The sequence below is a fragment of the Kitasatospora sp. SUK 42 genome, assembly GCF_015776785.2.
Lineage (GTDB): Bacteria > Actinomycetota > Actinomycetes > Streptomycetales > Streptomycetaceae > Kitasatospora.
The window spans coordinates 1,878,792-1,900,845 of record NZ_LFMD02000002.1 but is presented as its reverse complement, the minus strand read 5'-3'; the positions used below and the strand labels follow the sequence as shown (position 1 = coordinate 1,900,845).

18 protein-coding genes are annotated in these 22,054 nt (G+C 72.4%); 9 read left to right on the top strand and 9 right to left on the bottom strand.

Features of this window, described 5'->3' with window-relative positions:
* Nucleotides 1–53 precede the first annotated feature (53 nt).
* The 7 genes from RZ50_RS08255 (at nucleotide 54) to trxA (ending at nucleotide 10,745) form a co-directional block, all read left to right on the top strand.
* Nucleotides 54–2,546, top strand: a complete 2,493-nt coding sequence (locus tag RZ50_RS08255) for a DUF6049 family protein (protein ID WP_217680311.1) — start codon at nucleotides 54–56, stop codon at nucleotides 2,544–2,546.
* Between the two features lie 58 nt (nucleotides 2,547–2,604).
* The gene (gene murJ / locus RZ50_RS08250) at nucleotides 2,605–5,118 is read left to right on the top strand and encodes a murein biosynthesis integral membrane protein MurJ (protein ID WP_196951198.1); all 2,514 of its coding nucleotides are present in this window, start codon (nucleotides 2,605–2,607) and stop codon (nucleotides 5,116–5,118) included.
* 305 nt (nucleotides 5,119–5,423) lie between these two features.
* Nucleotides 5,424–7,406: a protein kinase family protein gene (locus RZ50_RS08245; protein WP_196951197.1), complete on the top strand. Its 1,983-nt coding sequence runs from the start codon at nucleotides 5,424–5,426 to the stop codon at nucleotides 7,404–7,406.
* 43 nt (nucleotides 7,407–7,449) lie between these two features.
* Nucleotides 7,450–8,208 (top strand): RNA polymerase sigma factor SigM, encoded by a 759-nt coding sequence (gene sigM / locus RZ50_RS08240; RefSeq protein WP_308271531.1) that lies wholly within the window; start codon nucleotides 7,450–7,452, stop codon nucleotides 8,206–8,208.
* Complete coding sequence (locus tag RZ50_RS08235) at nucleotides 8,205–9,140, top strand: hypothetical protein (RefSeq protein ID WP_196951195.1); 936 nt, start codon at nucleotides 8,205–8,207, stop codon at nucleotides 9,138–9,140. The genes sigM and RZ50_RS08235 overlap by 4 nt, the downstream gene beginning before the upstream one ends.
* 175 nt (nucleotides 9,141–9,315) lie before the next feature.
* Complete coding sequence (gene trxB / locus RZ50_RS08230; protein WP_217680309.1) at nucleotides 9,316–10,281, top strand: thioredoxin-disulfide reductase; 966 nt, start codon at nucleotides 9,316–9,318, stop codon at nucleotides 10,279–10,281.
* Nucleotides 10,282–10,418: 137 nt separating this feature from the next.
* On the top strand, nucleotides 10,419–10,745 hold the full coding sequence (gene trxA / locus RZ50_RS08225) for a thioredoxin (RefSeq protein WP_196949541.1): 327 nt from the start codon (nucleotides 10,419–10,421) through the stop codon (nucleotides 10,743–10,745).
* Between the two features lie 97 nt (nucleotides 10,746–10,842).
* Here the strand turns inward: trxA and RZ50_RS08220 are convergent, their stop codons facing one another.
* The 9 genes from RZ50_RS08220 to rpmH all read right to left on the bottom strand — a co-directional run bounded on the left by RZ50_RS08220 (nucleotide 10,843) and on the right by rpmH (nucleotide 17,661).
* The gene (locus tag RZ50_RS08220; RefSeq protein WP_217680307.1) at nucleotides 10,843–11,457 is read right to left on the bottom strand and encodes a GNAT family N-acetyltransferase; all 615 of its coding nucleotides are present in this window, start codon (nucleotides 11,455–11,457) and stop codon (nucleotides 10,843–10,845) included.
* Nucleotides 11,458–11,587: 130 nt separating this feature from the next.
* Complete coding sequence (locus tag RZ50_RS08215) at nucleotides 11,588–12,667, bottom strand: ParB/RepB/Spo0J family partition protein (RefSeq protein WP_196949543.1); 1,080 nt, start codon at nucleotides 12,665–12,667, stop codon at nucleotides 11,588–11,590.
* Entirely contained in the window at nucleotides 12,664–13,608 is a 945-nt protein-coding gene (locus RZ50_RS08210; protein ID WP_308271570.1) for a ParA family protein, read from the bottom strand. Before RZ50_RS08210 ends, RZ50_RS08215 begins: the two co-directional genes overlap by 4 nt.
* Before the next feature lie 290 nt (nucleotides 13,609–13,898).
* The gene (gene rsmG / locus RZ50_RS08205) at nucleotides 13,899–14,744 is read right to left on the bottom strand and encodes a 16S rRNA (guanine(527)-N(7))-methyltransferase RsmG (RefSeq protein WP_196949545.1); all 846 of its coding nucleotides are present in this window, start codon (nucleotides 14,742–14,744) and stop codon (nucleotides 13,899–13,901) included.
* Nucleotides 14,745–14,923: 179 nt separating this feature from the next.
* Entirely contained in the window at nucleotides 14,924–15,454 is a 531-nt protein-coding gene (locus RZ50_RS08200; protein WP_196949546.1) for a R3H domain-containing nucleic acid-binding protein, read from the bottom strand.
* A gap of 82 nt (nucleotides 15,455–15,536) precedes the next feature.
* Nucleotides 15,537–16,712, bottom strand: coding sequence for a membrane protein insertase YidC (yidC, locus tag RZ50_RS08195; protein WP_196949547.1), 1,176 nt, complete (start codon nucleotides 16,710–16,712; stop codon nucleotides 15,537–15,539).
* Entirely contained in the window at nucleotides 16,709–17,080 is a 372-nt protein-coding gene (gene yidD / locus RZ50_RS08190) for a membrane protein insertion efficiency factor YidD (protein WP_254802030.1), read from the bottom strand. Before yidD ends, yidC begins: the two co-directional genes overlap by 4 nt.
* Nucleotides 17,077–17,505 carry a ribonuclease P protein component gene (gene rnpA / locus RZ50_RS08185; RefSeq protein ID WP_196949548.1) on the bottom strand — a complete coding sequence of 143 codons (429 nt, stop codon included), beginning with the start codon at nucleotides 17,503–17,505 and terminating at the stop codon, nucleotides 17,077–17,079. The genes yidD and rnpA overlap by 4 nt, the downstream gene beginning before the upstream one ends.
* 18 nt (nucleotides 17,506–17,523) lie before the next feature.
* On the bottom strand, nucleotides 17,524–17,661 hold the full coding sequence (gene rpmH, locus RZ50_RS08180) for a 50S ribosomal protein L34 (RefSeq protein ID WP_030059672.1): 138 nt from the start codon (nucleotides 17,659–17,661) through the stop codon (nucleotides 17,524–17,526).
* Nucleotides 17,662–18,015: 354 nt separating this feature from the next.
* Between rpmH and dnaA the strand changes: the two genes are divergently transcribed.
* Nucleotides 18,016–19,821, top strand: a complete 1,806-nt coding sequence (gene dnaA, locus RZ50_RS08175; RefSeq protein WP_217680305.1) for a chromosomal replication initiator protein DnaA — start codon at nucleotides 18,016–18,018, stop codon at nucleotides 19,819–19,821.
* Nucleotides 19,822–20,801: 980 nt separating this feature from the next.
* Nucleotides 20,802–21,932: a DNA polymerase III subunit beta gene (dnaN, locus tag RZ50_RS08170; protein WP_196951183.1), complete on the top strand. Its 1,131-nt coding sequence runs from the start codon at nucleotides 20,802–20,804 to the stop codon at nucleotides 21,930–21,932.
* The last annotated feature ends 122 nt before the right edge of the window (nucleotides 21,933–22,054 follow it).

The following is a 22,054-nucleotide window of genomic DNA, read 5'->3' as shown; positions in this document are numbered from 1 at the left end:
GCCCTACGGACAGCATCAGCAGCGAGCGATCGAGAACGGCGAGGGCGAAACGAGTGAGTGAGCCGACACGGCACTCGGGCCTGGGGGCGCACCGACAGCCTGGACGGGCCAAGGGCCCCGCCGAACAGCCCGCCGGCGGACGGGGCCAGGGCGGCCGCGCCCGCCGCTTCGCCGCCGCCTGCGCGGCCGCCCTGGGCCTGTTCACGGCCGCCCCCGCCGTGGCGCTGCCGGCCGGCGGCAACATCCGCCCGGCCGCCGACGCCTCGGCCACGGCGGAGTACCCGGTGGCCCTGACCATCGAGACGGTGACCCCGCAGGTGGCCGCCCCGAACGGCACCGTGACCATCACGGGGCACGTCACCAACACCGGGAAGTCGGCGATCAAGGGCGCGCACGCGGCCGTCCGCAAGCCGGTCTCCAGCAAGCCGCTGCAGCGGCGCAGCGAACTGGCCGCGGTGGCCGACCGCTCCGCGCCGAGCGACCGGGACGGGGTGGAGCTCGACAGCCCGCAGTACGCCCTGCCGGAGCTGAACCCCGGCCAGAACCAGTCGTACACGCTGAGCGTCGCGGTGAGCGACCTCGGACTGTCCGAAAGCGGCGTCTACGAGCTGGCGGTGGACGCCTGGGGCGCGACCGCCGAGAACGGGCGCGACCGCGCCCTGGGCATCGCCCGCACCTTCCTCCCGTACAACCCCGGCGGCGCCGACGCCCAGCCGACGAAGGTCACCACGCTCTGGCCGCTGGTGCACGCGCCGGTGCTGGCCGCGCAGACCTCCGCCGACAACGACCAGACCGCCCCGGTGCTGCGCGACGACAGCCTGGCCGCCGAGTTCGCCCCGGGCGGTCGGCTGTACGAGCTGGTGGACACCGGCTCCAAACTCACCGGGCTGACCTGGGTGGTCGACCCGGACCTGCTGGACACCGCGTTCGCGATGACCAACAAGCAGTACCGGGTGCAGAAGCCGGGCACGGAGAACTCCGGCAAGGCGGCCAAGGACGACAACACCGTCCCCGGCACCGGCTCGGCCGCCGCCGCGGCCTGGCTGGACAAGCTGCGCGCGGCCGTCGCCAAGCCCGGCAGCCAGGTGATCGCGCTGCCGTACGCCGACCCCGACCTCGCCTCGATCGCGCACAACGGCTCCGACCTCGCCGGGATGGGCACCGCCCTGAACAAGGCGGCCACCGCCGGCCGGCTGACCGTCGAGGGCCGGCTGTCCGTGGACACCCGCTCCGACGTGTCCTGGCCCTACCAGGGCCACCTCGACCAGCAGATCGCCGGCATCGCCCGGCAGGCGGGCAGCGGCCTGGTGCTGGTCAACGGCGAGAGCATGCCGGAGCCGGACTCGGTGAACTACACCCCGAACGCGCTGCGCCCGATCGGCAACGGGCAGAACGCCGTGGTCGCCGACGAGACGATCACCGCGCTCCTCCAGAAGGACCTGAGCAGCCCGAAGGACCAGACCGAGGCGACCCAGCGCTTCCTGGCCGAGACCTTCGCGATCACCCACGAGCAGCCGCAGAACCAGCGCGGACTGCTGGTCATGCCGCCGCGCGAGCTCACCGCCGACACCGCCAAGGTGCTGGCGGGCGCGCTGCAGGCGGCCGAGAAGTGGACGACCCCGGTGAAGCTGGACACGCTGGCCCAGTCCACGCCGGACCCGAAGGCCAACACCGTCGTCCCGGCGCCCACCGACTACCCGACCCAGGCCCGGGCCTCCGAGCTGTCGGCCTCCGACCTGAGCAGCACCGACGACATCCAGCACAACCTGGACGTCCTGATGCGGGTGCTCACCCTGCCGCAGCGGGTGCGCGGCCCGTTCAGCGCCGCCATGGTCCGCTCGCTGTCCACCGAGTGGCGCTCCCAGCCGGCGGCCGGCGCCGCCTACCGCGAGGGCGTCACGAAGTACCTGCAGGACCTCACCGACGCCGTCAAGGTACCGCCGAAGACGGCCGTCACCCTGGCCGGGAACACCGGCCAGCTCCAGGTCAGCGTGCGCAACGACCTCACCCAGACGGTCACCAACCTGAAGCTGGTGCTCACCTCGACCCAGCCGAACAGGGTGTCGGTGGGCAAGGCCGAGGAACTGGTCCTCCCGGCCGCGCAGAGCGTCACCCTGCGGTTCCCGGCCGAGGCGCGCAACAACGGCCCGGTCACCATGACCGCCCAGCTGTGGACCACCGGCCCCGACCCGCAGAAGTACGGCGCGGCGCAGGTGTTCCGGGTCGAGGTCACCTCGGTGACCAACGGGGTGCTGTACGTCTTCGCGGGCGCCGGCCTCCTGATGCTGCTGGCCGCGCTGCGCTTCGTCCGCCAGCGCAAGCGCCGCGGGGGGCGGCCGCACGAGGACGGCGACCAGCCGGTCGGCGACGGCCCGGCGCCGGACGCCGACGGGGACACCGCCGGGGGCGCCGCCGAGGACGCCGCCGGGTCCGGGCCGGACGCCCCGGCGGAGGAGTCCGCCGGTGGCGGTCCAGCGCAGACACCGCGCGCCAGCAGCCCGGATGGCCGGGATCGGGCCGCCGGTGATGAGAAGGTTGGTCCTTGATACCGCCGACCACCCGCACCGCCGGGCCGGCCTCCCCCCACGACAGCGAAGAGGTGACATGACCGGGCGCAGCGAGGAGCGGCCGCCGGGCCGCGGTGAGAGCCGGCCGGGCGCCGAGTCGCCGTCCGGCGACTGGTACGTGGCCGACACCTACGCCCAGGACCCGTACGCCGACGCGTACGGGAACCCGCGGGACGGCCAGGACCCGTACGGCCTGCGGGCCGCCCGGCCCGTCGAGCAGCAGCCGCCGGCCACCGCGTACGACGTGCCGCCGCAGCTGCCGCCTCAGGGCGGCGGCTACCCGACGCCGGTGCCGCCGGCCCCGCAGACCCCGTTCTCCCCCCCGGTGCCGCCGATGCAGCCCGGCTGGGACACCCCGGTGCAGGCCGCCTGGCCGCAGCAGCCGACCGCCCCTGCCGCCCCCGTCGTCGAGACCCGGTGGGGCGGCGAGCAGCCGCAGCCGCAGTGGGGCGGCGAGCAGCCGCAGTGGCAGCCGGGCCCGGCGCACTCGGCCTGGGACACCGAGACCACCGAGTACGTCGGGGTGGACGCGCTGTTCGGCAACCGGACGGAGGCCGCGGCCCAGCCGCCGGTGCCCCCGCCGGCCCCTCAGCCCGACCCGGCCCAGTCCGCTCCGCAGGCCGTGCCCCCGGTCGCGCCCGGCTTCGGTCCGCCCCCGCCGATGGGCGGCTACCCGGGGCAGCCGCAGCAGCCCCACCAGCCGCAGTACGGCGTCCCGGACGGGCAGCGTCCCTTCGTCCCGCCGATCGAGTTCGACCCGCCGCTCTCCGAGGAGGAGGCCACCATGCAGGTGGCCGCCGTCGCGGTGCCCCCGGCGGTCGAGCCGCTGGCGGACCTCGCCGAGGAGCACGCCGCGCAGCAGGAGGTCGCGGCCGGGCCGACGGCCCCGGCGCCGAGCGGCGGTGGCGGCAAGGTCGCCTCGCTGCTGAACTCCAGCGCGATCATGGCGGCCGGCACCCTGGTCTCCCGGGGCACCGGTTTCCTGCGGACGATGGTGATCGCCGGAGCGATCGGCATCGCGGTCATGGGTGACTCGTACAACGCGGCGAACACCCTGCCGACCCTGCTGTACATCCTGATCGGCGGCGGCGCGCTGAACGCGGTCTTCGTACCGCAGCTCGTGCGCAGCATGAAGAACGACGAGGACGGCGGCACCGCCTACGCCAGCCGGCTGCTCACCCTGGTGATGGTCGGGCTCGGCGGCGTCGTGTTCCTGGCGGTGCTCGGGGCACCGCTGCTGGTCCAGCTGATCGCCCACCCGCTGATGGTGGACCCGGCCTCGGCCGACACCACGGTGGCACTGGCCCGGTACTGCCTGCCGACCATCTTCTTCATGGGCATCCACGTCGTGATGGGCCAGATCCTCAACGCCCGCGGCCGCTTCGGCGCGATGATGTGGACCCCGGTCCTCAACAACATCGTGGTGATCTTCACCTTCGGCGCGTACATCTGGGTCTACGGCGGCTACAACGGCACCCAGGTCTCCCCGGAGAACATCTCCGCGGAGGGCGTCCGGCTGCTCGGCCTCGGCACCCTGCTCGGCCTGGTGGTCCAGTCGCTGGCGATGATCCCGTACCTGCGGGCGGCCGACTTCCACTTCAAGCCGCGCTTCGACTGGCGCGGCCACGGCCTGGGCAAGGCCGCCCGGCTGGCCAAGTGGACCTTCTTCTTCGTGCTCGCCAACCAGGCGGGCTACCTGGTGATCACCCAGCTGGCCACCGCCGCCGGCAGCGCGGCCGAGAAGAGCGGCCACGGCGGTGTCGGCCTCTCGGCCTTCTCCAACGCCCTGTTGATCTGGCAGCTCCCGCAGGCCGTCATCACCGTCTCGATCATGAGCGCGGTGCTCCCCCGGCTCTCCCGGGCGGCGGCCGACGAGGACGCCGGAGCCGTCCGCGACGACCTCTCCTACGGGCTGCGCACCACGGCGGTGGCGGTCGTTCCGGCGGCCTTCCTGTTCCTCGCGCTGGGCCCGGCGATCGGCCGCTCGATCTACGCGGTCGGCGGCGGCGCCACGGCCCTGGACAACGCGACCAACGTCGGCCTGATGCTCTCGGCCTTCGCGCTCGGGCTGATCCCCTACTCGGCCCAGTACGTGATGCTGCGCGGCTTCTACGCCTACGAGGACACCCGGACGCCGTTCTCCAACACCGTCTGGGTCGCGGCCTGCCAGGCCGTCTTCTCGCTGGCCTGCTGGCTCGTGCTGCCCCCCGAGTGGACCGTGACCGGGATGTCCTTCGGCTACGGCCTCGGCTACGCCATCGGAGTGGCGGTCGCACTGCCGAAGCTGAAGAAGAAGATCGGCGGGCTGGACACCAAGCGGATCGGCCGGACGTACAGCCGGCTGGCCGCCGCCTGCGTCCCGGCCGCGGTGGTCGGACTCGGCATCAGTCTGGCGCTCCAACAGGTGCTCGGCGGCTGGATGGGCAGCGTGCTGTCGGTCGTCCTGGCCGGCGGCGTCCAGCTGGCGGTCTTCGTGTTCATCGCGAAGCGCCTGCGGATCGAGGAGTTGAACGCCATGCTGGGCATGGTCCGCGGCCGACTGGGCCGCTGACCCTTCCACGACCGGCCGGACGAGCGGACGCCCTGACCGGGCGTCACCGGGGGCGACGCCCCCCTCCGCCCGTCCGGCCGTCTCCTGAGCCGCCACCTGCGGCCGGGACCGCCCGGGCCACCAGATGGCGGCCCGGTGTCGAATCTGCACCACATCTCTCCACCGGTGCGCAACCGAGCGGGCCCCTCAGCGGTCGTACCCGGTGGAGAAGAGTGGGCACAATTGTCCTGGAGCACAGGGCGGCCGATCCGCGCGCTCCAGCGACTCTCTCAGGCCGGGGCGACACAAGGGGAGGCAGGACCACGGTGGCTGATGGCACCAAGGCGGTCGTCGACACGTCAGCAGCTGATGCGTCGGCGAACGAGGCCGCGCTGGCTGCGGCGATCGACGAGCTTGAGGGCGGGAAGACCGCCCCGGCGGGCGCCGCCGACGCCCCCTCCGCGGACGCTTCCACGGCCTCCGCCGACGCCCCCTCCACGGACGCCTCCACGGCCGACGGCCAGGACGCTCCCGCGGAGCCCGACGAGGAGGCCTCCTCCGGCGAGGAGACCTCGGAGATCACCGCCCCCCTCTCCGCCCGGGAGATCGCCGCCGAACTGGCCGCCGGCTCGGGCTCCCCCCGGAAGAAGGACACGCCGGCCCCGGAGCCCGCGCCCACCGGTCGCCGCCCCACCGACCCGCAGCCCACGATCGACCCCCGCGACACCGCCACCCTCCCGCGCACCCTCCCCGCGCCGATGCGGCACAGCGGCGACATGATCGGCCACCGGTACCGGCTGGAGGAGTGCATCTCCCAGACCGAGACCTTCAGCAGCTGGCGCGCCGTCGACGAGAAGCTGCGCCGGGCCGTCGGCGTCCACCTGATGGCCTCCGGCCACCAGCGCGCCCGCAAGGTGCTGGCCGCCGCCAAGTCCGCCGCCCTGCTCGGCGACCCCCGCTTCGTCCAGGTCCTGGACGCCGTCCAGGAGGGCGAGCTGGTCTACGTCGTGCGGGAGTGGCTGCCGCACGCCTCCGACCTCGCCAGGCTGATCGCGAACGGCCCCATGGAGCCGCACGAGGCGTACCAGATGGTCCGCCAGGTCTCCGACGCGGTCGCCGCCGCCCACCGCCGGGGCCAGGCCCACCTGCGGCTCACCCCGCGCTGCGTGCTGCGCACCGACAGCGGCCAGTACCGGATCAACGGCATCGCGGTGGACGCCGCCCTGCGCGGGCTGCCCGCCGACGAGTCCGCCGAGGACGCCCAGCGCGCCGACACCCGGGCGATCGGCGCCCTGCTGTTCGCCGCGCTCACCCACCGCTGGCCGTACCCCGAGGACCGCTACGACCTCCAGGGGCTGCCGAAGGGCCTCCAGAACGCCGCGCCGGACCAGGTCCGCGCGGGCGTCCACAAGGGCCTCTCGGAGCTCGCCGCGCGGGCCCTGTTCGACCACCCGCCGCACCACGCCGAGCCGATCACCACCCCGGAGGAGCTCGTCCGGGCGATCGCGCAGCTGCCCCGGATCCGCCAGCCCGAGCCGGAACTGCCCGCCTTCCCGACCCCGCCCCGGCACAACACCCACGCCCTGCCCACCGCGCCCAACCCCACCCGGGTGGCCGATCCGGCGGTCGCCCCGCTGCCGGCCTCCTCCCGGCCGACCGCCTCCCGGCGGACCAGGCGGCGGCTGCGCCGGGTGGTCAAGGCCACCGCCTGGACCGTCGCGCTGGGCGCGATCGGCGTGGCCTCCTGGCAGTTCGTCGACAACCTGCGCAACACCGGGCCGGTGATCACCTCCCCGGAGCAGTCCATCAGCTCCACCGCGCCGTCCGCGCACCCGACGACGCACGCGCCGGTGCCGCTCACCATCAAGAACGCGCAGTCGTACAACCCGATGGGCGATTCCCCCGAGGGCAAGGACAGCCTCGGAAAGGCCTTCGACGGCGACGTGAACACCGCCTGGACCACCAACTGGTACAACGACCAGTTCGGCCCCAAGCCGCCCTCCCTCAAGTCGGGAACCGGCCTGATGATCGACCTGGGTTCGCCGCAGTCGGTCTCGTCGGTGAACGTCCAGTTCCTCGGCGAGCACACCGCGGAGCTGCGGGTGCCCAATGCGGCCGCCGCCGCCAGCCCGATGGACGCCAAGCCGGACAGCTTCACCGTCCTCGCCAGGAAGACCGGCGCCAACGCCGACTTCACCCTCGACTCCCCGGTCACCACGCGCTACCTCTTGATCTGGCTGACCGCTCTGCCGAAGGATGGCGACGGCAGGTTCCAGGGCAAGGTCGCCGAGGTCAGGGTCTCCGGCTGACCGCACGGCCCGCGCACCGGACACGACGGCAGGGGGCCGAGGGGTGACAGTGGCGGACGACGACGCGACGCTGCTCTCCCGGCACGTCGCCGGCGACCCGGAGGCCTTCGGGCTGCTGGTGAACCGCCACCGCGACCGGCTCTGGGCGGTCGCCCTGCGCACCCTGGGCGACCGCGAGGAGGCCGCCGACGCCCTCCAGGACGCCCTGGTCTCCGCCTTCCGCGCCGCCGCCGGCTTCCAGGGGCGCTCGGCGGTCACCACCTGGCTGCACCGGATCGTGGTCAACGCCTGCCTGGACCGCGCCCGGCGCAGCGCCACCCGCCGCACCACCCCGCTGGACGAGGACCCACAACGGCTGGACATCCTGGTCGGCGCGGCCGAGCCGGCCGACTCCCCGGTGGTGCGGGCCGAGGTGCGGCGCGAGCTGACCGCGGCGCTCGCCGAGCTGCCCGCCGAACAGCGGGCCGCGCTGGTCCTGGTCGACATGCAGGGCTACCCGGTCGCCGAGGCGGCCGAGCTGCTGGGCGTCCCGGTGGGCACCGTGAAGAGCCGCTGCGCGCGCGGCCGAGCCCGGCTGCTGCCGCTGGTCCGGCACCTGCGGGAACAGGATGTTTCACGTGAAACACCGGGCCCCGGCGCACCGGACCGCGGCGCACCCGGGCCCGGCGCACCCGGCACTCCCGGCACGGCCCCGCCGCCGCTCCGGAACACCCAGGGGAACCCGACGGGCCCGCGTACCGTCACAGGGACGGGCCCGACCACCGGCCGGACGATGCTGGAAGGAGACGCGAGCACGCGATGACCGCCCACCTCTCCTCCCCCGAACCCGCCGACGCCCACCCCTCCGTCGAGGAGCTCGCCGACCTCGGTGAGGGCCTGGTCGAGTCCGCCGAGGCCGCCGAGGCACTGCACCGGCACCTGGACGGCTGCGCCGAGTGCCGGGAGACCGCCGACGCGCTGGACGAGGTGCGGGCGCTGCTCGGCTCCGTCGAGCCCGAGCCGATGCCCGCCGACGTCGCCGTCCGGCTGGACGCCGCGCTGGCCGAGGCGGCCGCGGACCGCCGTACGGACGCCACCGCCGAGGCCCCTGCCCCGGCAACGGCGGTACGGGCCGCCGCGGGGCCTTCCACGCCCTCCGGGCCCGCCTCCGCACCCCCGGCCCGCCCCACCGCGGCCACCGGCCCCGGTCGGCCCCGCCCCCGCCGCCGACGGTTCGCCCTGCTGCTCGGCGCGGCCGCCGCACTGGCCGCGCTCGGCCTCGGCGGGGCCCTGCTGCTGCACCCCTCCGACTCCTCCAGGAGCGCCACGGCCGCCGTCGCCCCGGCGGGCGTGCCCACCCCGCAGAGCCTCCCCGGCACCCCGGGCACCGTCTACCAGGACGACCGGCTCGCCGCGCAGATCCAGCAGCTGCTCGCCCGCTCCGGCGCCGAGCCCGGGCTGCGGGCCACCGGTCCCGCCGCGTCCGGCGGCGCCCAGCCCGCCGAGGGCGCCCGGCCGGAGCTCTCCGCGCCCTCCGCGGCCGAGCCCTCGCCCTCCGGCCCCGTCCCCTCCTCCGGCGACTGCCGGGCCCCCGCCCCGGGCACCCCGCTGGCCACCGACCGGGGCAGCTACCGGGGCACCCCGGTCGAGGTCCTGGTCTTCCCCGCCCCCGGCCGTCCCGACCACGTGGACGTCTACCTGCGTCCCGTCGACTGCGGCCCGGTCCTCCTGCACCGGACCGTCCCGAGCCACTGAGCGGGCCCGTTCCCATGCGATCGACGACCAGGACGCCACGACGCTCCCGAACTTCGGGCACCTGGTACTGATCCGCCTGGGAATGCGGGAGACTGGTCAGTCGTTGTCCCGGGCGGCGGAGCAGGACCGCCCTCCCCGCAGCAAACGCGGGTCGCGATGCGAACCAGGAGAAGCAGTGAGCGACGTCCGTAACGTGATCATCATCGGCTCCGGCCCGGCCGGGTACACGGCTGCGCTCTACACGGCCCGTGCCTCCCTCAAGCCGCTGGTCTTCGAAGGTGCCGTCACCGCCGGTGGCGCCCTGATGAACACCACCGAGGTCGAGAACTTCCCGGGCTTCCGGGACGGCATCATGGGCCCCGAGCTGATGGACAACATGCGGGCCCAGGCCGAGCGCTTCGGCGCCGAGCTGGTTCCGGACGACATCGTCGCGGTCGACCTCACCGGTGACATCAAGACCGTCACCGACTCCGAGGGCAACGTGCACAAGGCCCGCGCCGTGATCGTCACCACCGGCTCCCAGCACCGCAAGCTCGGCCTGCCGAACGAGGACAAGCTCTCCGGCCGCGGCGTCTCCTGGTGCGCGACCTGCGACGGCTTCTTCTTCCGCGACCAGGACATCGCGGTGGTCGGCGGCGGCGACACGGCCCTGGAGGAGGCGACCTTCCTCTCCCGCTTCGCCCGCAGCGTCACGATCATCCACCGCCGGGACACCCTGCGCGCCTCCAAGGCGATGCAGGAGCGCGCCTTCGCCGACCCGAAGATCCGCTTCGAGTGGGACAGCGCGGTCGAGGCCATCCACGGCGACCCGAAGCTGACCGGCGTCACCCTGCGCGACACCACCACCGGCGAGACCCGCGAGCTGGCCGTCACCGGCCTGTTCATCGCGATCGGCCACGACCCGCGCACCGACCTCTTCAAGGGCCAGCTGGACCTCGACGCCGAGGGCTACCTCAAGGTCGACGCCCCCTCGACCCGGACCAACGTCGAGGGCGTGTTCGGCGCCGGCGACGTCGTGGACCACACCTACCGCCAGGCCATCACCGCCTCCGGCACCGGCTGCTCCGCCGCGCTGGACGCCGAGCGCTACCTGGCCGCGCTGGACGACCTGGAGGCCAAGGCCGCCGCCGTGGCGGTCTGACCCCCCGCGCCACCGACCGACCCCCGGCGGGGGTGTTCCACGTGAAACGCCCCCGCCCCCGGCCAGGCAGAAACAGAACGGGCCCGCCCGTTGTTCTCCTGGCAGCAGCCCCCTCCGTCCGAACCCGAGGAGTTCCCGTGGCCGGCGCCACCACCACCGTCACCGACGCGACGTTCAAGGCCGACGTCCTGGACAGCGAGAAGCCCGTACTGGTCGACTTCTGGGCCACCTGGTGCGGCCCGTGCCGCCAGGTCGCCCCGATCCTGGAGGAGATCGCGGCCGAGCACGGCGACAAGCTGACCATCGCCAAGCTCGACGTGGACGCCAACCAGCAGACCGCCGCCGAGTACAACGTCATCTCGATCCCGACCCTGATCCTCTACAAGGGCGGCCAGCCGGTGAAGTCCATCACCGGTGCCCGTCCGAAGGCCGCGCTGCTGCGCGAGCTGGACGGCCTGATCTAGGTCCCCCGGTCACCGACCGAACGGCGGCGGGGCTCCCCACACCGGGGAGCCCCGCCGCCGTCGTCCTCTCCGGGGGGCGCGCCTGGAACGGACGCAGCTAGAACGGACGCAGCGCCGGCTCCTTGCGCCCGCCGAGCAGCCGCTCCAGCGCGCCCTCCACGTCCCCGCGCCAGGACAGCGTGGTGCGCGCCTCCAACCGCAGCCGCGGGTACCGGTGGTGCGGCCGTACGGTCTTGAAGCCGACCGCGAGCAGGTGATCGGCCGGCAGCACGCAGCTGGTCGGCGTCGGGCCGACCGAGCCGAAGGCCTCGACCGCCCGCACCCCGCGCCCGAGCAGGTCCTTGGCCACCGCCTGCACCAGCACCCGCCCGAGCCCCTGCCGCTGGTAGCCCGGCAGCACCCGGCTGACCATCAGCTGAACGGCGTCCGCCGAGACCGGGCTGGTCGGGAAGGACTGCGAGCGGGGGACGTAGGCGGGCGGCGCGTAGAGCACGAAGCCCGCGGGCTGGTCGTCCACGTACGCGATCCGGCCGCAGGACCCCCACTCCAGCAGCACCGCGGAGATCCACCCCTCCTTCTCCAGCTCCGGCTTCCCGGACTCCACCGCCTCCTTCGCACTGACCGGGTCCAACTCCCAGAACACACAGGAGCGGCAGCCCGTCGGCAGGTCCTCAAGGTTGTCCAGCGTCAGCGGAGCGATCCGGCGTCCCATGACCCGTACCTCCTCCTCCCTCTCACGGTCGAGCATTCCCCCACGAACGCCGATGGGTGCATGTTTCACGTGAAACAGCGCTCACGCGGAACATGCACCCATCGGGTCGTCGCCCTCGGCTCAACCGGGCTCAGCCCTGCGACAGCCGCAGACCGTCCTCGCCCGGAGCCATGCTGTCCAGGATCCGGTTCAGGTCCTCCACCGAACCGAACTCCAGCACCACCTTGCCCTTGCCCAGCTTGCCCGCGCGCTGCGACACCTCGACCTTGACCCGGGTGTCGAAGCGGTCCGACAGCCGGCTCGCCAGGTCGTTGAAGGCCGGGGAGTTCAGCTTGCCCGCCTTCGGCGCCTGGCGCTTGGGCTTCTTCTCCTCCTCCGGACGCATCAGCATGACGATCTCCTCGACGCTGCGCACCGAGAGGCTTTCGGCGATGATCCGCGCGGCCAGCTGTTCCTGGACCTGGGCGTTCTGGATCCCGAGCAGCGCCCGCGCGTGTCCGGCCATCAGCGTCCCGGCCACCAGCCGGCGCTGGACCGACGCCGGCAGCTTCATCAGCCGCAGGGTGTTGGAGACGTGCGTGCGCGAGCGGCCGATCCGGTCCGCCAGCTCCTCGTGGGTGCAGGAGAAGTCCCGCAGCAGCTGGTCGTAGGCGGCGGCCTCCTCCAGCGGGTTCAGCTCGGCCCGGTGCAGGTTCTCCAGGAGGGCGTCCAGCAGCAGCTTGTCGTCCTCGGTGGCCCGGACGATCGCGGGGATCCGCTCCAGCCCGGCCTCCCGGGAGGCCCGCCAGCGGCGCTCCCCCATGATCAGCTCGAAGCGCTCGGCTCCGACCTGGCGGACCACGATCGGCTGGAGCAGTCCGACCTCCTTGATGGAGTTGACCAGCTCGACCAGCTTGTCCTCGTCGAACACCTCGCGCGGCTGGCGCGGGTTGGGGGTGATCGCGTCCAACGGCAGCTCGGCGAAGAAGGCACCGGCCACCGGCGCCGACAGCGACCGCTCGGCCTGCTTCTCCGCGGCGGCCCTGGCCGCCACCGTCCCACGGCCGGTCGGCAGCGTCGGCACCGAGGCCGGCGCTGTCGTCCCGGTCGCCACCACCGAGGCCGGTGCGGGCGCGGCCTTCGCGGGCTCTGCCGCCACCCCGCCGTCCACCGGCGCGGCAGGGCGGATCAGCGCCTCAAGCCCTCGTCCCAGACCCCTGCGACCACTCACCGATTGCCCTCCGTCGTACCGTGCTGTGCCACCGGGGCTCCGTACCCCTGTTGTCCGCCCCGTTGCTGGCCCACCAGCGAACCGCCCTGGACCACCGCGCGCAGCGCGAGCTCGCGGGCGGCCTCCAGGTACGAGAGCGCCCCGGTCGAACCCGGGTCGTAGGTGAGCACCGTCTGCCCGTAGCTGGGCGCCTCCGAGATGCGTACCGAGCGCGGGATCGCCGTGCTCAGCACCTCCTGCTGGAAGTGGGTCCGGACCTCCTCGGCGACCTGGGCGGCCAGCCGGGTCCGGGCGTCGTACATGGTGAGCAGGATGGTCGAGACGTGCAGCGCGGGGTTGAGGTGCGCGCGCACCAGCTCGACGTTGCGCAGCAGCTGGCCGAGGCCCTCCAGCGCGTAGTACTCGCACTGGATCGGGATCAGCACCTCCTGACCAGCCACCAGGGCGTTGACCGTCAGCAGGCCCAGCGAGGGCGGACAGTCGATCAGGACGTAGTCCAGCGGCTGCTCGTAGGCGGCGATGGCGCGCTGCAGCCGGCTCTCCCGGGCCACCAGCGAGACCAGCTCGATCTCGGCGCCGGCCAGGTCGATGGTGGCGGGGACGCAGAACAGCCCCTCGACGTCCACGACCGGCTGAACCACGTCGGCCATGGGCTTGCCCTCGACCAGGACGTCGTAGATGGACGGCACCTCGGCGTGGTGGTCGATGCCGAGGGCGGTGGAGGCGTTGCCCTGCGGGTCGAGGTCGACCACCAGGACGCGCAGTCCGTGCATGGCGAGCGAGGCGGCCATGTTCACGGTGGTGGTGGTCTTGCCCACCCCGCCCTTCTGGTTGGCGACCACGATCACCCGGGTGGCGGCGGGCCGGGGCAGGCCCTCCCCCGCTCGGCCGATCGCCCGAACCGCAGCCTGGGCAGCCCGTGCAATGGGCGTGTCATCGATCTGGTCGATGGTCTCCGAGTCCTGCATGGGGGTCAGTGTTTCACGTGAAACCTGAGCGGCAACAGTCGCCGCCCGGTCACGGCGAAGGATGCCTGAGAGCAAGGAGCGACGTTTCACGTGAAACACCATGCCCGCTATGCCGGAAATCTGACGTTGCGACACTCCGGTGTTCCGACGTCGGCCGGACCGTCACCTGGAAGACGACGGGCGGTCGGCTCCCCCGTTCCCGGAGGGCCGACCGCCCGTTCCCGTACGTGTCCGGCGTCACCCCCGGACAGGCCCCGAAGGCCTCAGCGACCGCGGCGCCGTCCGCCCCGGCCCCGCTCGCCGCCGCGGGCGTTCGCGTTGCGGTCGGCCCGGGCCATCTTGGCCCGCCGGGTCGCGGCCTTCACCCCGCCCGGGCTCTCCCCCGCCTTGACCTGGACCACCCGGGTCGAGGTCTCCAGGGTGCCCTCGCCGACCGAGATCACGGACCACTCGACCGCGCCCAGCTTGGCCAGCCCGGCCCGGGAGTCGGCCAGCTCCTGCTCGGCGCTGTCGCCCTTGAGCGCCAGCATCTGCCCGTGCGGACGCAGCAGCGGCATCCCCCAGCCGGCCAGCCGCTCCAGCGGCGCCACCGCCCGGGCGGTCACCACGTCCACCGCGAGCTTGCCGACCATCTCCTCGGCGCGGCCGCGCAGCACCGTGACGTTCTCCAGCCCCAGCTCCCGGACGACCTCCTCCAGGAAGGTGGTCCGCCGCAGCAGCGGCTCCAGCAGGGTCACCGAGACGTCCGGCCGGGCCAGCGCCACCGGGATACCGGGCAGGCCGGCGCCGGAGCCGACGTCGCACAGGGTGGAGTCGGCCGGCAGCAGCTCGGCCAGCACCGCGCAGTTGAGGACGTGGCGGTCCCACAGCCGGGGCACCTCGCGCGGGCCGATCAGCCCGCGCCGGACGCCCGCGGTGGCCAGCAGCTCGGTGTAGCGGACGGCGGCGTCGAAGCGGTCGCCGAAGACCTCCCGGGCGGCGGCCGGCGCCTCGGCCGGCACGTCCGGTTCGGGTGCCTCAGGTGCCCCGGGCGCTTCGGTCGCCAGCTCCTCACCGGCCGGGTTCACGTCCGCCCCCGGACGGCCGGCGGCCGCGCTCTCCGTGTCCATCTCGACCTCTCCGATCCCCGGATCCACCGACCCGCTCAACCCACTGTTTCACGTGAAACGTCCCCCGCCGGGGCCCGGCCCCGCGGAAGGGACGACGACCCCGCCCGCACGAGGCGGACGGGGTCGCGTCCGGTGAAGCTCACCGGCCACCGTGGTGGCCGGTCATCGTGCTGCCGGCCTCAGGCCGGGAGCACGACCACGCACCGCTGGGGCTCCTCGCCCTCGGACTCGCTGCGCAGACCGGCGGCCGCGACCGCGTCGTGCACGACCTTGCGCTCGAAGGGCGTCATCGGCCGCAGCTTGACCTGCTCGCCGGTGCTCTTGGCCTGCTCCGCGGCCTTGGCACCCAGCGCGGCCAGCTCGGAGCGCTTGCGGGCCCGGAAGCCGGCAATGTCCAGCATGAGACGGCTGCGCTCGCCGGTCTCCCGGTGGACGGCCAACCGGGTCAGCTCCTGCAGGGCCTCCAGCACCTCGCCGTCCTGGCCGACCAGGCGCTGCAGCGCGCGGTCGTTGCCGTCGCTGACGATGGAGACCAGGGCACGGTCGCCCTCGACGTCCATGTCGATGTCACCGTCGAGGTCCGCGATGTCGAGCAGACCCTCCAGGTAGTCCGCCGCGATGTCGCCCTCCTGCTCCAGGCGGGCGATGAGGCTCTCGTCGGCGCTGGCGGCGGCCTCGGCCTCGACGGCGGAGGTGGTGCCTTCCGTCACTGATGGACTCCTTCGGAGTTGGGCCCGTCTGGCGGGCCGGGAACGAAGCTCTTCGGGGCTGCCGCAACAGGCCGGGGGCCGGTCAGGACTTCCTCTTCGGCCGCTGGCCGCCACCGCGCTTGGGCTGCTGCCGGGTGCCCTGCTTGGTGCCGCCGGGCTTGGCCGCGCCCTGCTTGGCCTCGGCCGGCTTCGCGGCGGGCTCGGACGGGGCGGTATCGGACGGGGCGGTGTCGGCGGGCTGCTCCACCGGGGTCACCTCGTCCGGCTCGGCGGTCTGCGGCTGCGTGGCACCACCGTGCTGGCGCTGGGCCTTGGTCTGCCGGCGGGGCTGCTGGCGGCGCGCCTGCACCGACTCCTCGACCGTGGCGACCGCGGAGGCCTCGGCGTCGAGGGCCGCCTTCGACGGAGGCAGCATGCCCCAGAGCGCGCCCTTGATCTCGGTGCCGTCCGGACGCAGTCGGCCGGCCTTCTTCAGCCGGTCCTGCCGCTCCTGGAAGGCCTTGCTGCCCGGGGTCGGGTTGTTGTGGATGACGACCAGCTGCTGGCCCATCGACCAGACGTTGGTGGTCAGCCAGTAGACCAGGACACCGACCGGGAAGTTGATGCCCATCACGGCGAACATGACCGGGAAGACGTACATCAGCATCTTCTGCTGCTGCATGAACGGCGTCTTCACCGTGAGGTCGACGTTCTTGGTCATCAGCTGGCGCTGGGTGACGAACTGCGACAGCGACATCATGACGATCATCACCGCGGTGACGATCTTGACGCTGGTCTCGCTGCTGCTGACGAAGGTCGCGGACAGCGGGGCGCCGAAGATGTGCGCCTTGCCGGCGCTCACCAGCAGGTCACCGTGGATGACGCCGATGTCCTGGCCCTTGGCGACCTTGGCGAGCACACCGTAGAGGGCGGTGAAGAACGGCGCCTGCACGATGATGGGAAGGCAGCTGGAGAACGGGTTGGTACCCGCCTCCTTGTACAGCTTCATCATCTCTTCGGACTGGCGCTGGCGATCGTTCTTGTAGCGCTCCTGGATGGCCTTCATCTTCGGCTGGATCGCCTGCATGGCCCGGGTCGCCTTGATCTGCTTCACGAAGAGCGGGATCAGGCAGATCCGGATGACGACCACCATCGAGGCGATGGCCAGGCCCCAGGCCCAACCGCCGTCCGGGTTGAAGATATGGCTGTACAGCGAGTGGAACTGGACGATGATCCAGGACACCGCGGTGTACAGGGGACTCAGAAAACCGAAGGTCACCGGTCAGGCTCCTTGGACAGGTGGATTGGCCGCTCGGGGCCAATGGTCGCCGGGCCCTCGGGGTCCGGACCGGCGGGGGTGGCGGTCACCGGCTCGCCGATGGCGGACCGGCTGCTCAGCCAGTCGCGCAACCGCCGGTGCCACACCGGATGCTTGCGCGGCGGGACATGATCGACCCCGCCGGGCGTCCACGGATTGCAGCGCAGGATGCGCCACACGGTCAGTCCGCCGCCCTTGACCGCCCCGTGCACCTTCACGGCCTCGTAGCCGTAGTGCGAGCAGGAGGGGTAATAACGGCAGACCGGACCGAGCAGTGGGCTGATGGTCCACTGGTAAACCCTGATCAGACCCATCAGCAGGTACTTCATCGCCCTGCTCCCGTCGGCGCCGTGGCGGCGGGCTCGGCCCTCAGCAACCGTTTCAGCGCCGCGTCCAGGTCGCGTTCGAGCTCCTGGTACGAGGCGGTGGCGGCCTGGGGCAGCGCACGCACCACTATCAGGCTACCGGCGGGCAGCCTGGACAGACGATCACGGATGAGATGGCGCAACCGGCGCTTGACCAGATTGCGAACGACCGCCGGGCCAACGGCCTTGCTCACGACGAAACCCGCACGCGCCGAAGGAGTCCCCTCGGCGACGTGCGGGCGGGAGTCGCTGGTCCGGTCGGTCTGCCCCTGCGGGTCACCGTCTCTGCTGAGATGGACGACCAGAAGGGGCCGGCCGGCCCGGCGACCGCGTTTCACCGCGGTCGCGAAGTCCTGGCGCCGCCGCAGCCGATTCTCGGAGGGCAGCACAACAGACTCTGGCGTGGATCAGGCGGACAGGCTGGCGCGGCCCTTGCCACGGCGGGCAGCCAGGATGGCGCGGCCGGCGCGGGTACGCATACGCAGCCGGAAGCCGTGGGTCTTCGCGCGACGACGGTTGTTCGGCTGGAAGGTGCGCTTGCTCACTCGGGGGCTCCTGAGGTGAATCGTAGGATGACGGGGGGTCGCTTGGCCGTCACCGTGCGTCCGCGTGATCTCCCCTGATTTCGGAAATCCGGCCCATCGCCCCAGTTCGGCTGGGGTCTGAGGCAATCCACGGCGCCCGTGCTGCGCGCCTTATGGAGCGGGCGGACCCGCGGACATGCGGCAGCGGCCATCGACAACTCGACCTGGTTACGGTACGCGGGACGGGGCGCGAGGGTCAAACCAGCCGTTCACGGAGCCCCTTACCCACAGCCTGTGGACAACGACTTGATCCGTCCCTGTTCGGTGACTACCGTTGCAGGACTTGTCTGGTTTGTTCTTGGAAAGCGTGCACCAGTGGCTGATGTCAACAGCGACCTCGTCCCGGTCTGGGCGAGAGTCGTCGACCGGCTGGTCAACGACCCCGATATCGGGGAGATGGACAAGCAGTGGGTGCAGCGCACCCAACCGATGTGGATGATGCACGACACCGCCCTGCTGGCGACCCCCAACGAGCGGGCCAAGCAGGTGCTGGAGGGCCGGCTGCTGCCGCAGCTGACCGACGCCCTCAGCCGTGAGCTCAACCGCCCGGTCCGGATCGCCGTGATGGTCGACGCCAACGCCGCGCCGACCACCCCCGCGCCCGCCGCCCAGGCCCCCGTCGAGCCCTACCCCGGCCCGTCCGAGGAGGACTCCGGAGACTACGGCGACCAGGACTACCAGCAGCAGCCGTACGGGCAGGACTACGAGCGCCCCCGCTACGACACCGGCGGTTACGACACCGGCGGCTACGAGCAGCGCCCCGCGCCGTACGGCGGCCAGCCGGCCCAGCCCTGGTCCGGCTACCAGGAGCCGCAGGCGCCCTACCGCGAGCCCGAGGAGCCCGAGCCCCGCCCGGCGCCCCGGCCGCTGCCCAGCCCTCCCTCGACCACCCAGGGCGACCTCTTCGGCGGCGCGTACGGCCCCGGCCCGAACGAGCAGCCCCGCACCGGCGCCGGCCGCCGCTCGCACGGCTCCCGGCCCGCCGGCGGCCGCCCGGCCGAGAAGGCCGCCGCCGAGCGCCCCGCCGTACCCGGCGTCCCCGCCCCGCCCGGCGCTCCCCCGGCCGGCGGCTCGCGCAAGGACGAACCGGCCGCCCGGCTGAACCCCAAGTACCTGTTCGACACCTTCGTCATCGGCGCCAGCAACCGCTTCGCGCACGCGGCGGCGGTGGCCGTCGCCGAGGCCCCGGCCAAGGCGTACAACCCGCTCTTCATCTACGGCGAGTCCGGGCTGGGCAAGACCCACCTGCTGCACGCCATCGGGCACTACTCGCGCAGCCTCTTCCCGGGCACCCGGGTGCGCTACGTGTCCTCGGAGGAGTTCACCAACGAGTTCATCAACTCGATCCGGGACGGCAAGGCGGACACCTTCCGCCGCCGCTACCGGGACATGGACATCCTGCTCGTGGACGACATCCAGTTCCTCGCGAGCAAGGAGTCCACGCAGGAGGAGTTCTTCCACACCTTCAACACCCTGCACAACGCGAACAAGCAGATCGTCCTCTCCTCGGACCGGCCGCCCAAGCTGCTGACCACGCTGGAGGACCGGCTGCGCAACCGCTTCGAGTGGGGGCTGATCACCGACGTCACCCCGCCGGAGCTGGAGACCCGGATCGCGATCCTGCGCAAGAAGGCGATCCAGGAGCAACTCAACGCTCCCGCCGACGTGTTGGAGTTCATCGCGTCCCGAATCACCCGCAACATCCGGGAGTTGGAGGGTGCGCTGATCCGGGTCACCGCCTTCGCCAACCTCAACCGGGCGCCGGTGGACCTGGAGTTGGCCGGGATCGTCCTCAAGGACCTGATCCCGGGCGGGGACGAGGACGCCGGCCCGGAGATCACCGCGCAGGTCATCATGCAGCAGACCGCCGCGTACTTCGGCCTGGGTGTGGACGACCTCTGCGGATCCTCGCGCAGCCGGGTGCTGGTGACGGCCCGCCAGATCGCGATGTACCTGTGCCGGGAGCTCACCGACCTCTCGCTGCCGAAGATCGGCGCGCAGTTCGGCGGCCGCGACCACACCACGGTGATGCACGCGGACCGCAAGATCCGCTCGCTGATGGCCGAACGGCGCTCCATCTACAACCAGGTCACCGAGCTCACCAACCGCATCAAGAGCTAGGCGCGCCACGGGCTTTCCACACCCGTCCACACCCGTCCACACCCGTCCACGGGCCCCGGCCGGCCTCCGAAGGGCGTCAGGAGCGATCCTGACGCCCTTTTGGCACATCCACAGGTGTGTGCGGCGCGGCGGCTGGGCAGGGATGGCGTCGACGGACGTTCCACCAGTCCACAGCCCGCGCCGAACAACTGACCGGTGATTCGAAAGCCGGGGGCGCGCGAGGCCGTTGTCCACAGGACAGGCCCCCTCCCCGCGGTCCACAGGCCGGGGAGTCCGGAGTTATCCAGAATTCGTCCACAGGCCCGTCGCCGCTACGCTCTTCCGCGCAGGTCAGGTGCCTGTGGACTTGTGCACAACGGTTATCCACAGGGTGTGGACAATTGACGGGTCCCCAGTGGGCCGTCCGGGTTATCCACCGGTTGTCCCCAGGGTGAGGTCGGTTATCCCCAGGTTGTCCACAGCGTGATCCACAGTTCGACAACCGTGAGCTGGCGTTCACACCCTGGTGTGAAAGGCGTCACGAAAAGTTGACCGGCGCCCGTGGATAACCGGGCCCGGATCTGGGGACAGTCCTGGGGATAACCTGTGGATACCCTGCGTGCCCTGTGGGTAACGCTCGGCTGTCCACAGCGCGGCCTGCCCGTCCACAGCCGCCGTCCACACCCTCTGTGGACAAAAATCGGGCCCTGACCTGCGGAAACGGGGTTATCCACGGTTTCCACAGGCCCTACTACTACCGCTACACAGATAGACCGTGAGCCTGCTTTCAAAGTGGGTGGGCCCGAAATCTGTGGACAACCGCTCCCCGACATCTGTTCGGCTTGCTTCCGCCCGTCTGCCCCGTCTGTCGGCGGAGTACGTCAGACTGTCCTTGGCAGCTGGAAGCGGAGTGGCAGAGCTCGGTGGACAGCGGAACCGACGATCAAGACCAGACGAACCAGAGTGCGAGCGGGAGCGCTCGATCCAGGAGGCGGTTACCGGTGAAGTTCCGGGTGGAGCGTGACGTCCTCGCGGAGGCGGTGGCCTGGGCTGCCCGCAGCCTCCCGGCACGGCCGCCGGTGCCGGTGCTGGCCGGCCTGCTGCTGACGGCACAGGACGGCAGCCTGGCGCTGTCCGGCTTCGACTACGAGGTCTCGGCCCGGGTCGAGCTGGAGGCGGACATCGAGGAGGCCGGCACCGTCCTGGTCTCCGGTCGACTGCTCAACGACATCTCGCGCAACCTTCCCAACAGGCCTGTGGAGATCTCCACCGACGGCCAGCGGGTCAGCGTGGTCTGCGGCAGCTCCCGCTTCACCCTCCCCACCCTGCCCGTGGACGAGTACCCGGCACTGCCTCAGATGCCGACCGCCACCGGCACCGTCTCCGGGGACGTCTTCGCCTCGGCCGTCAGCCAGGCCGCGGTCGCCGCCGGCCGGGACGACACCCTGCCGGTGCTGACCGGTGTCCGGGTCGAGATCGAGGGCGACCGGATCACCCTGGCCGCCACCGACCGCTACCGCTTCGCCGTCCGCGAGCTGCTGTGGAAGCCCGAGCAGTCGGACATCTCCGCGGTCGCCCTGGTGCCCGCCAAGACGCTGCAGGACATCGCCAAGTCCCTGGGCAGCGGCGACAACGTCTCGATCGCGCTCTCCTCGGGCGGCGCCGGCGAGGGCCTGATCGGTTTCGAGGGCGCCGGCCGCCGGACCACCACCCGGCTGCTGGAGGGCGAGTTCCCCAAGTTCCGCAGCCTCTTCCCGACCGAGTTCAACGCGATCGCGGCGATCCAGACCCAGCCCTTCCTGGAGGCGCTCAAGCGCGTCTCGCTGGTCGCCGAGCGCAACACCCCGGTCCGTCTGAACTTCGAGGAGGGCGTGCTGACCCTCGAAGCCGGTTCGGGCGACGACGCCCAGGCCACCGAGCGGATCGAGGCCTCCCTGGAGGGCGACGCCATCTCGATCGCCTTCAACCCGGGCTACCTGGAGGAGGGCCTCAAGGCCATCGACTCCCCCTTCGCCCAGCTGAGCTTCACCACCCCGACCAAGCCGGCCCTGCTCAGCGGCAAGGTCTCGGTGGACGCCGAGGAGGACAAGGCGTACCAGTACCTGATCATGCCGGTCCGCCTCTCCGGCTGATTCCGGCTGGTCCCGGCCGACACCGGCTCTCCGGTCGGGCCCACCGGCTCCGTCACCCACAGGCTGTGCACACCCGCTGTGCACAGCCTGTGGACGTCTCCCCCCGGTCGGCCCGACCACCG

Coding starts and splice junctions, on each gene's coding strand:
- RZ50_RS08220 (WP_217680307.1), bottom strand. CDS start 11,457: ATGGGACGCCGGATCGCTCCGCTGACGCTGGACAACCTTGAGGACCTG.
- RZ50_RS08235 (WP_196951195.1), top strand. CDS start 8,205: ATGACCGCCCACCTCTCCTCCCCCGAACCCGCCGACGCCCACCCCTCC.
- murJ (WP_196951198.1), top strand. CDS start 2,605: ATGACCGGGCGCAGCGAGGAGCGGCCGCCGGGCCGCGGTGAGAGCCGG.
- rsmG (WP_196949545.1), bottom strand. CDS start 14,744: ATGGACACGGAGAGCGCGGCCGCCGGCCGTCCGGGGGCGGACGTGAAC.
- yidD (WP_254802030.1), bottom strand. CDS start 17,080: ATGAAGTACCTGCTGATGGGTCTGATCAGGGTTTACCAGTGGACCATC.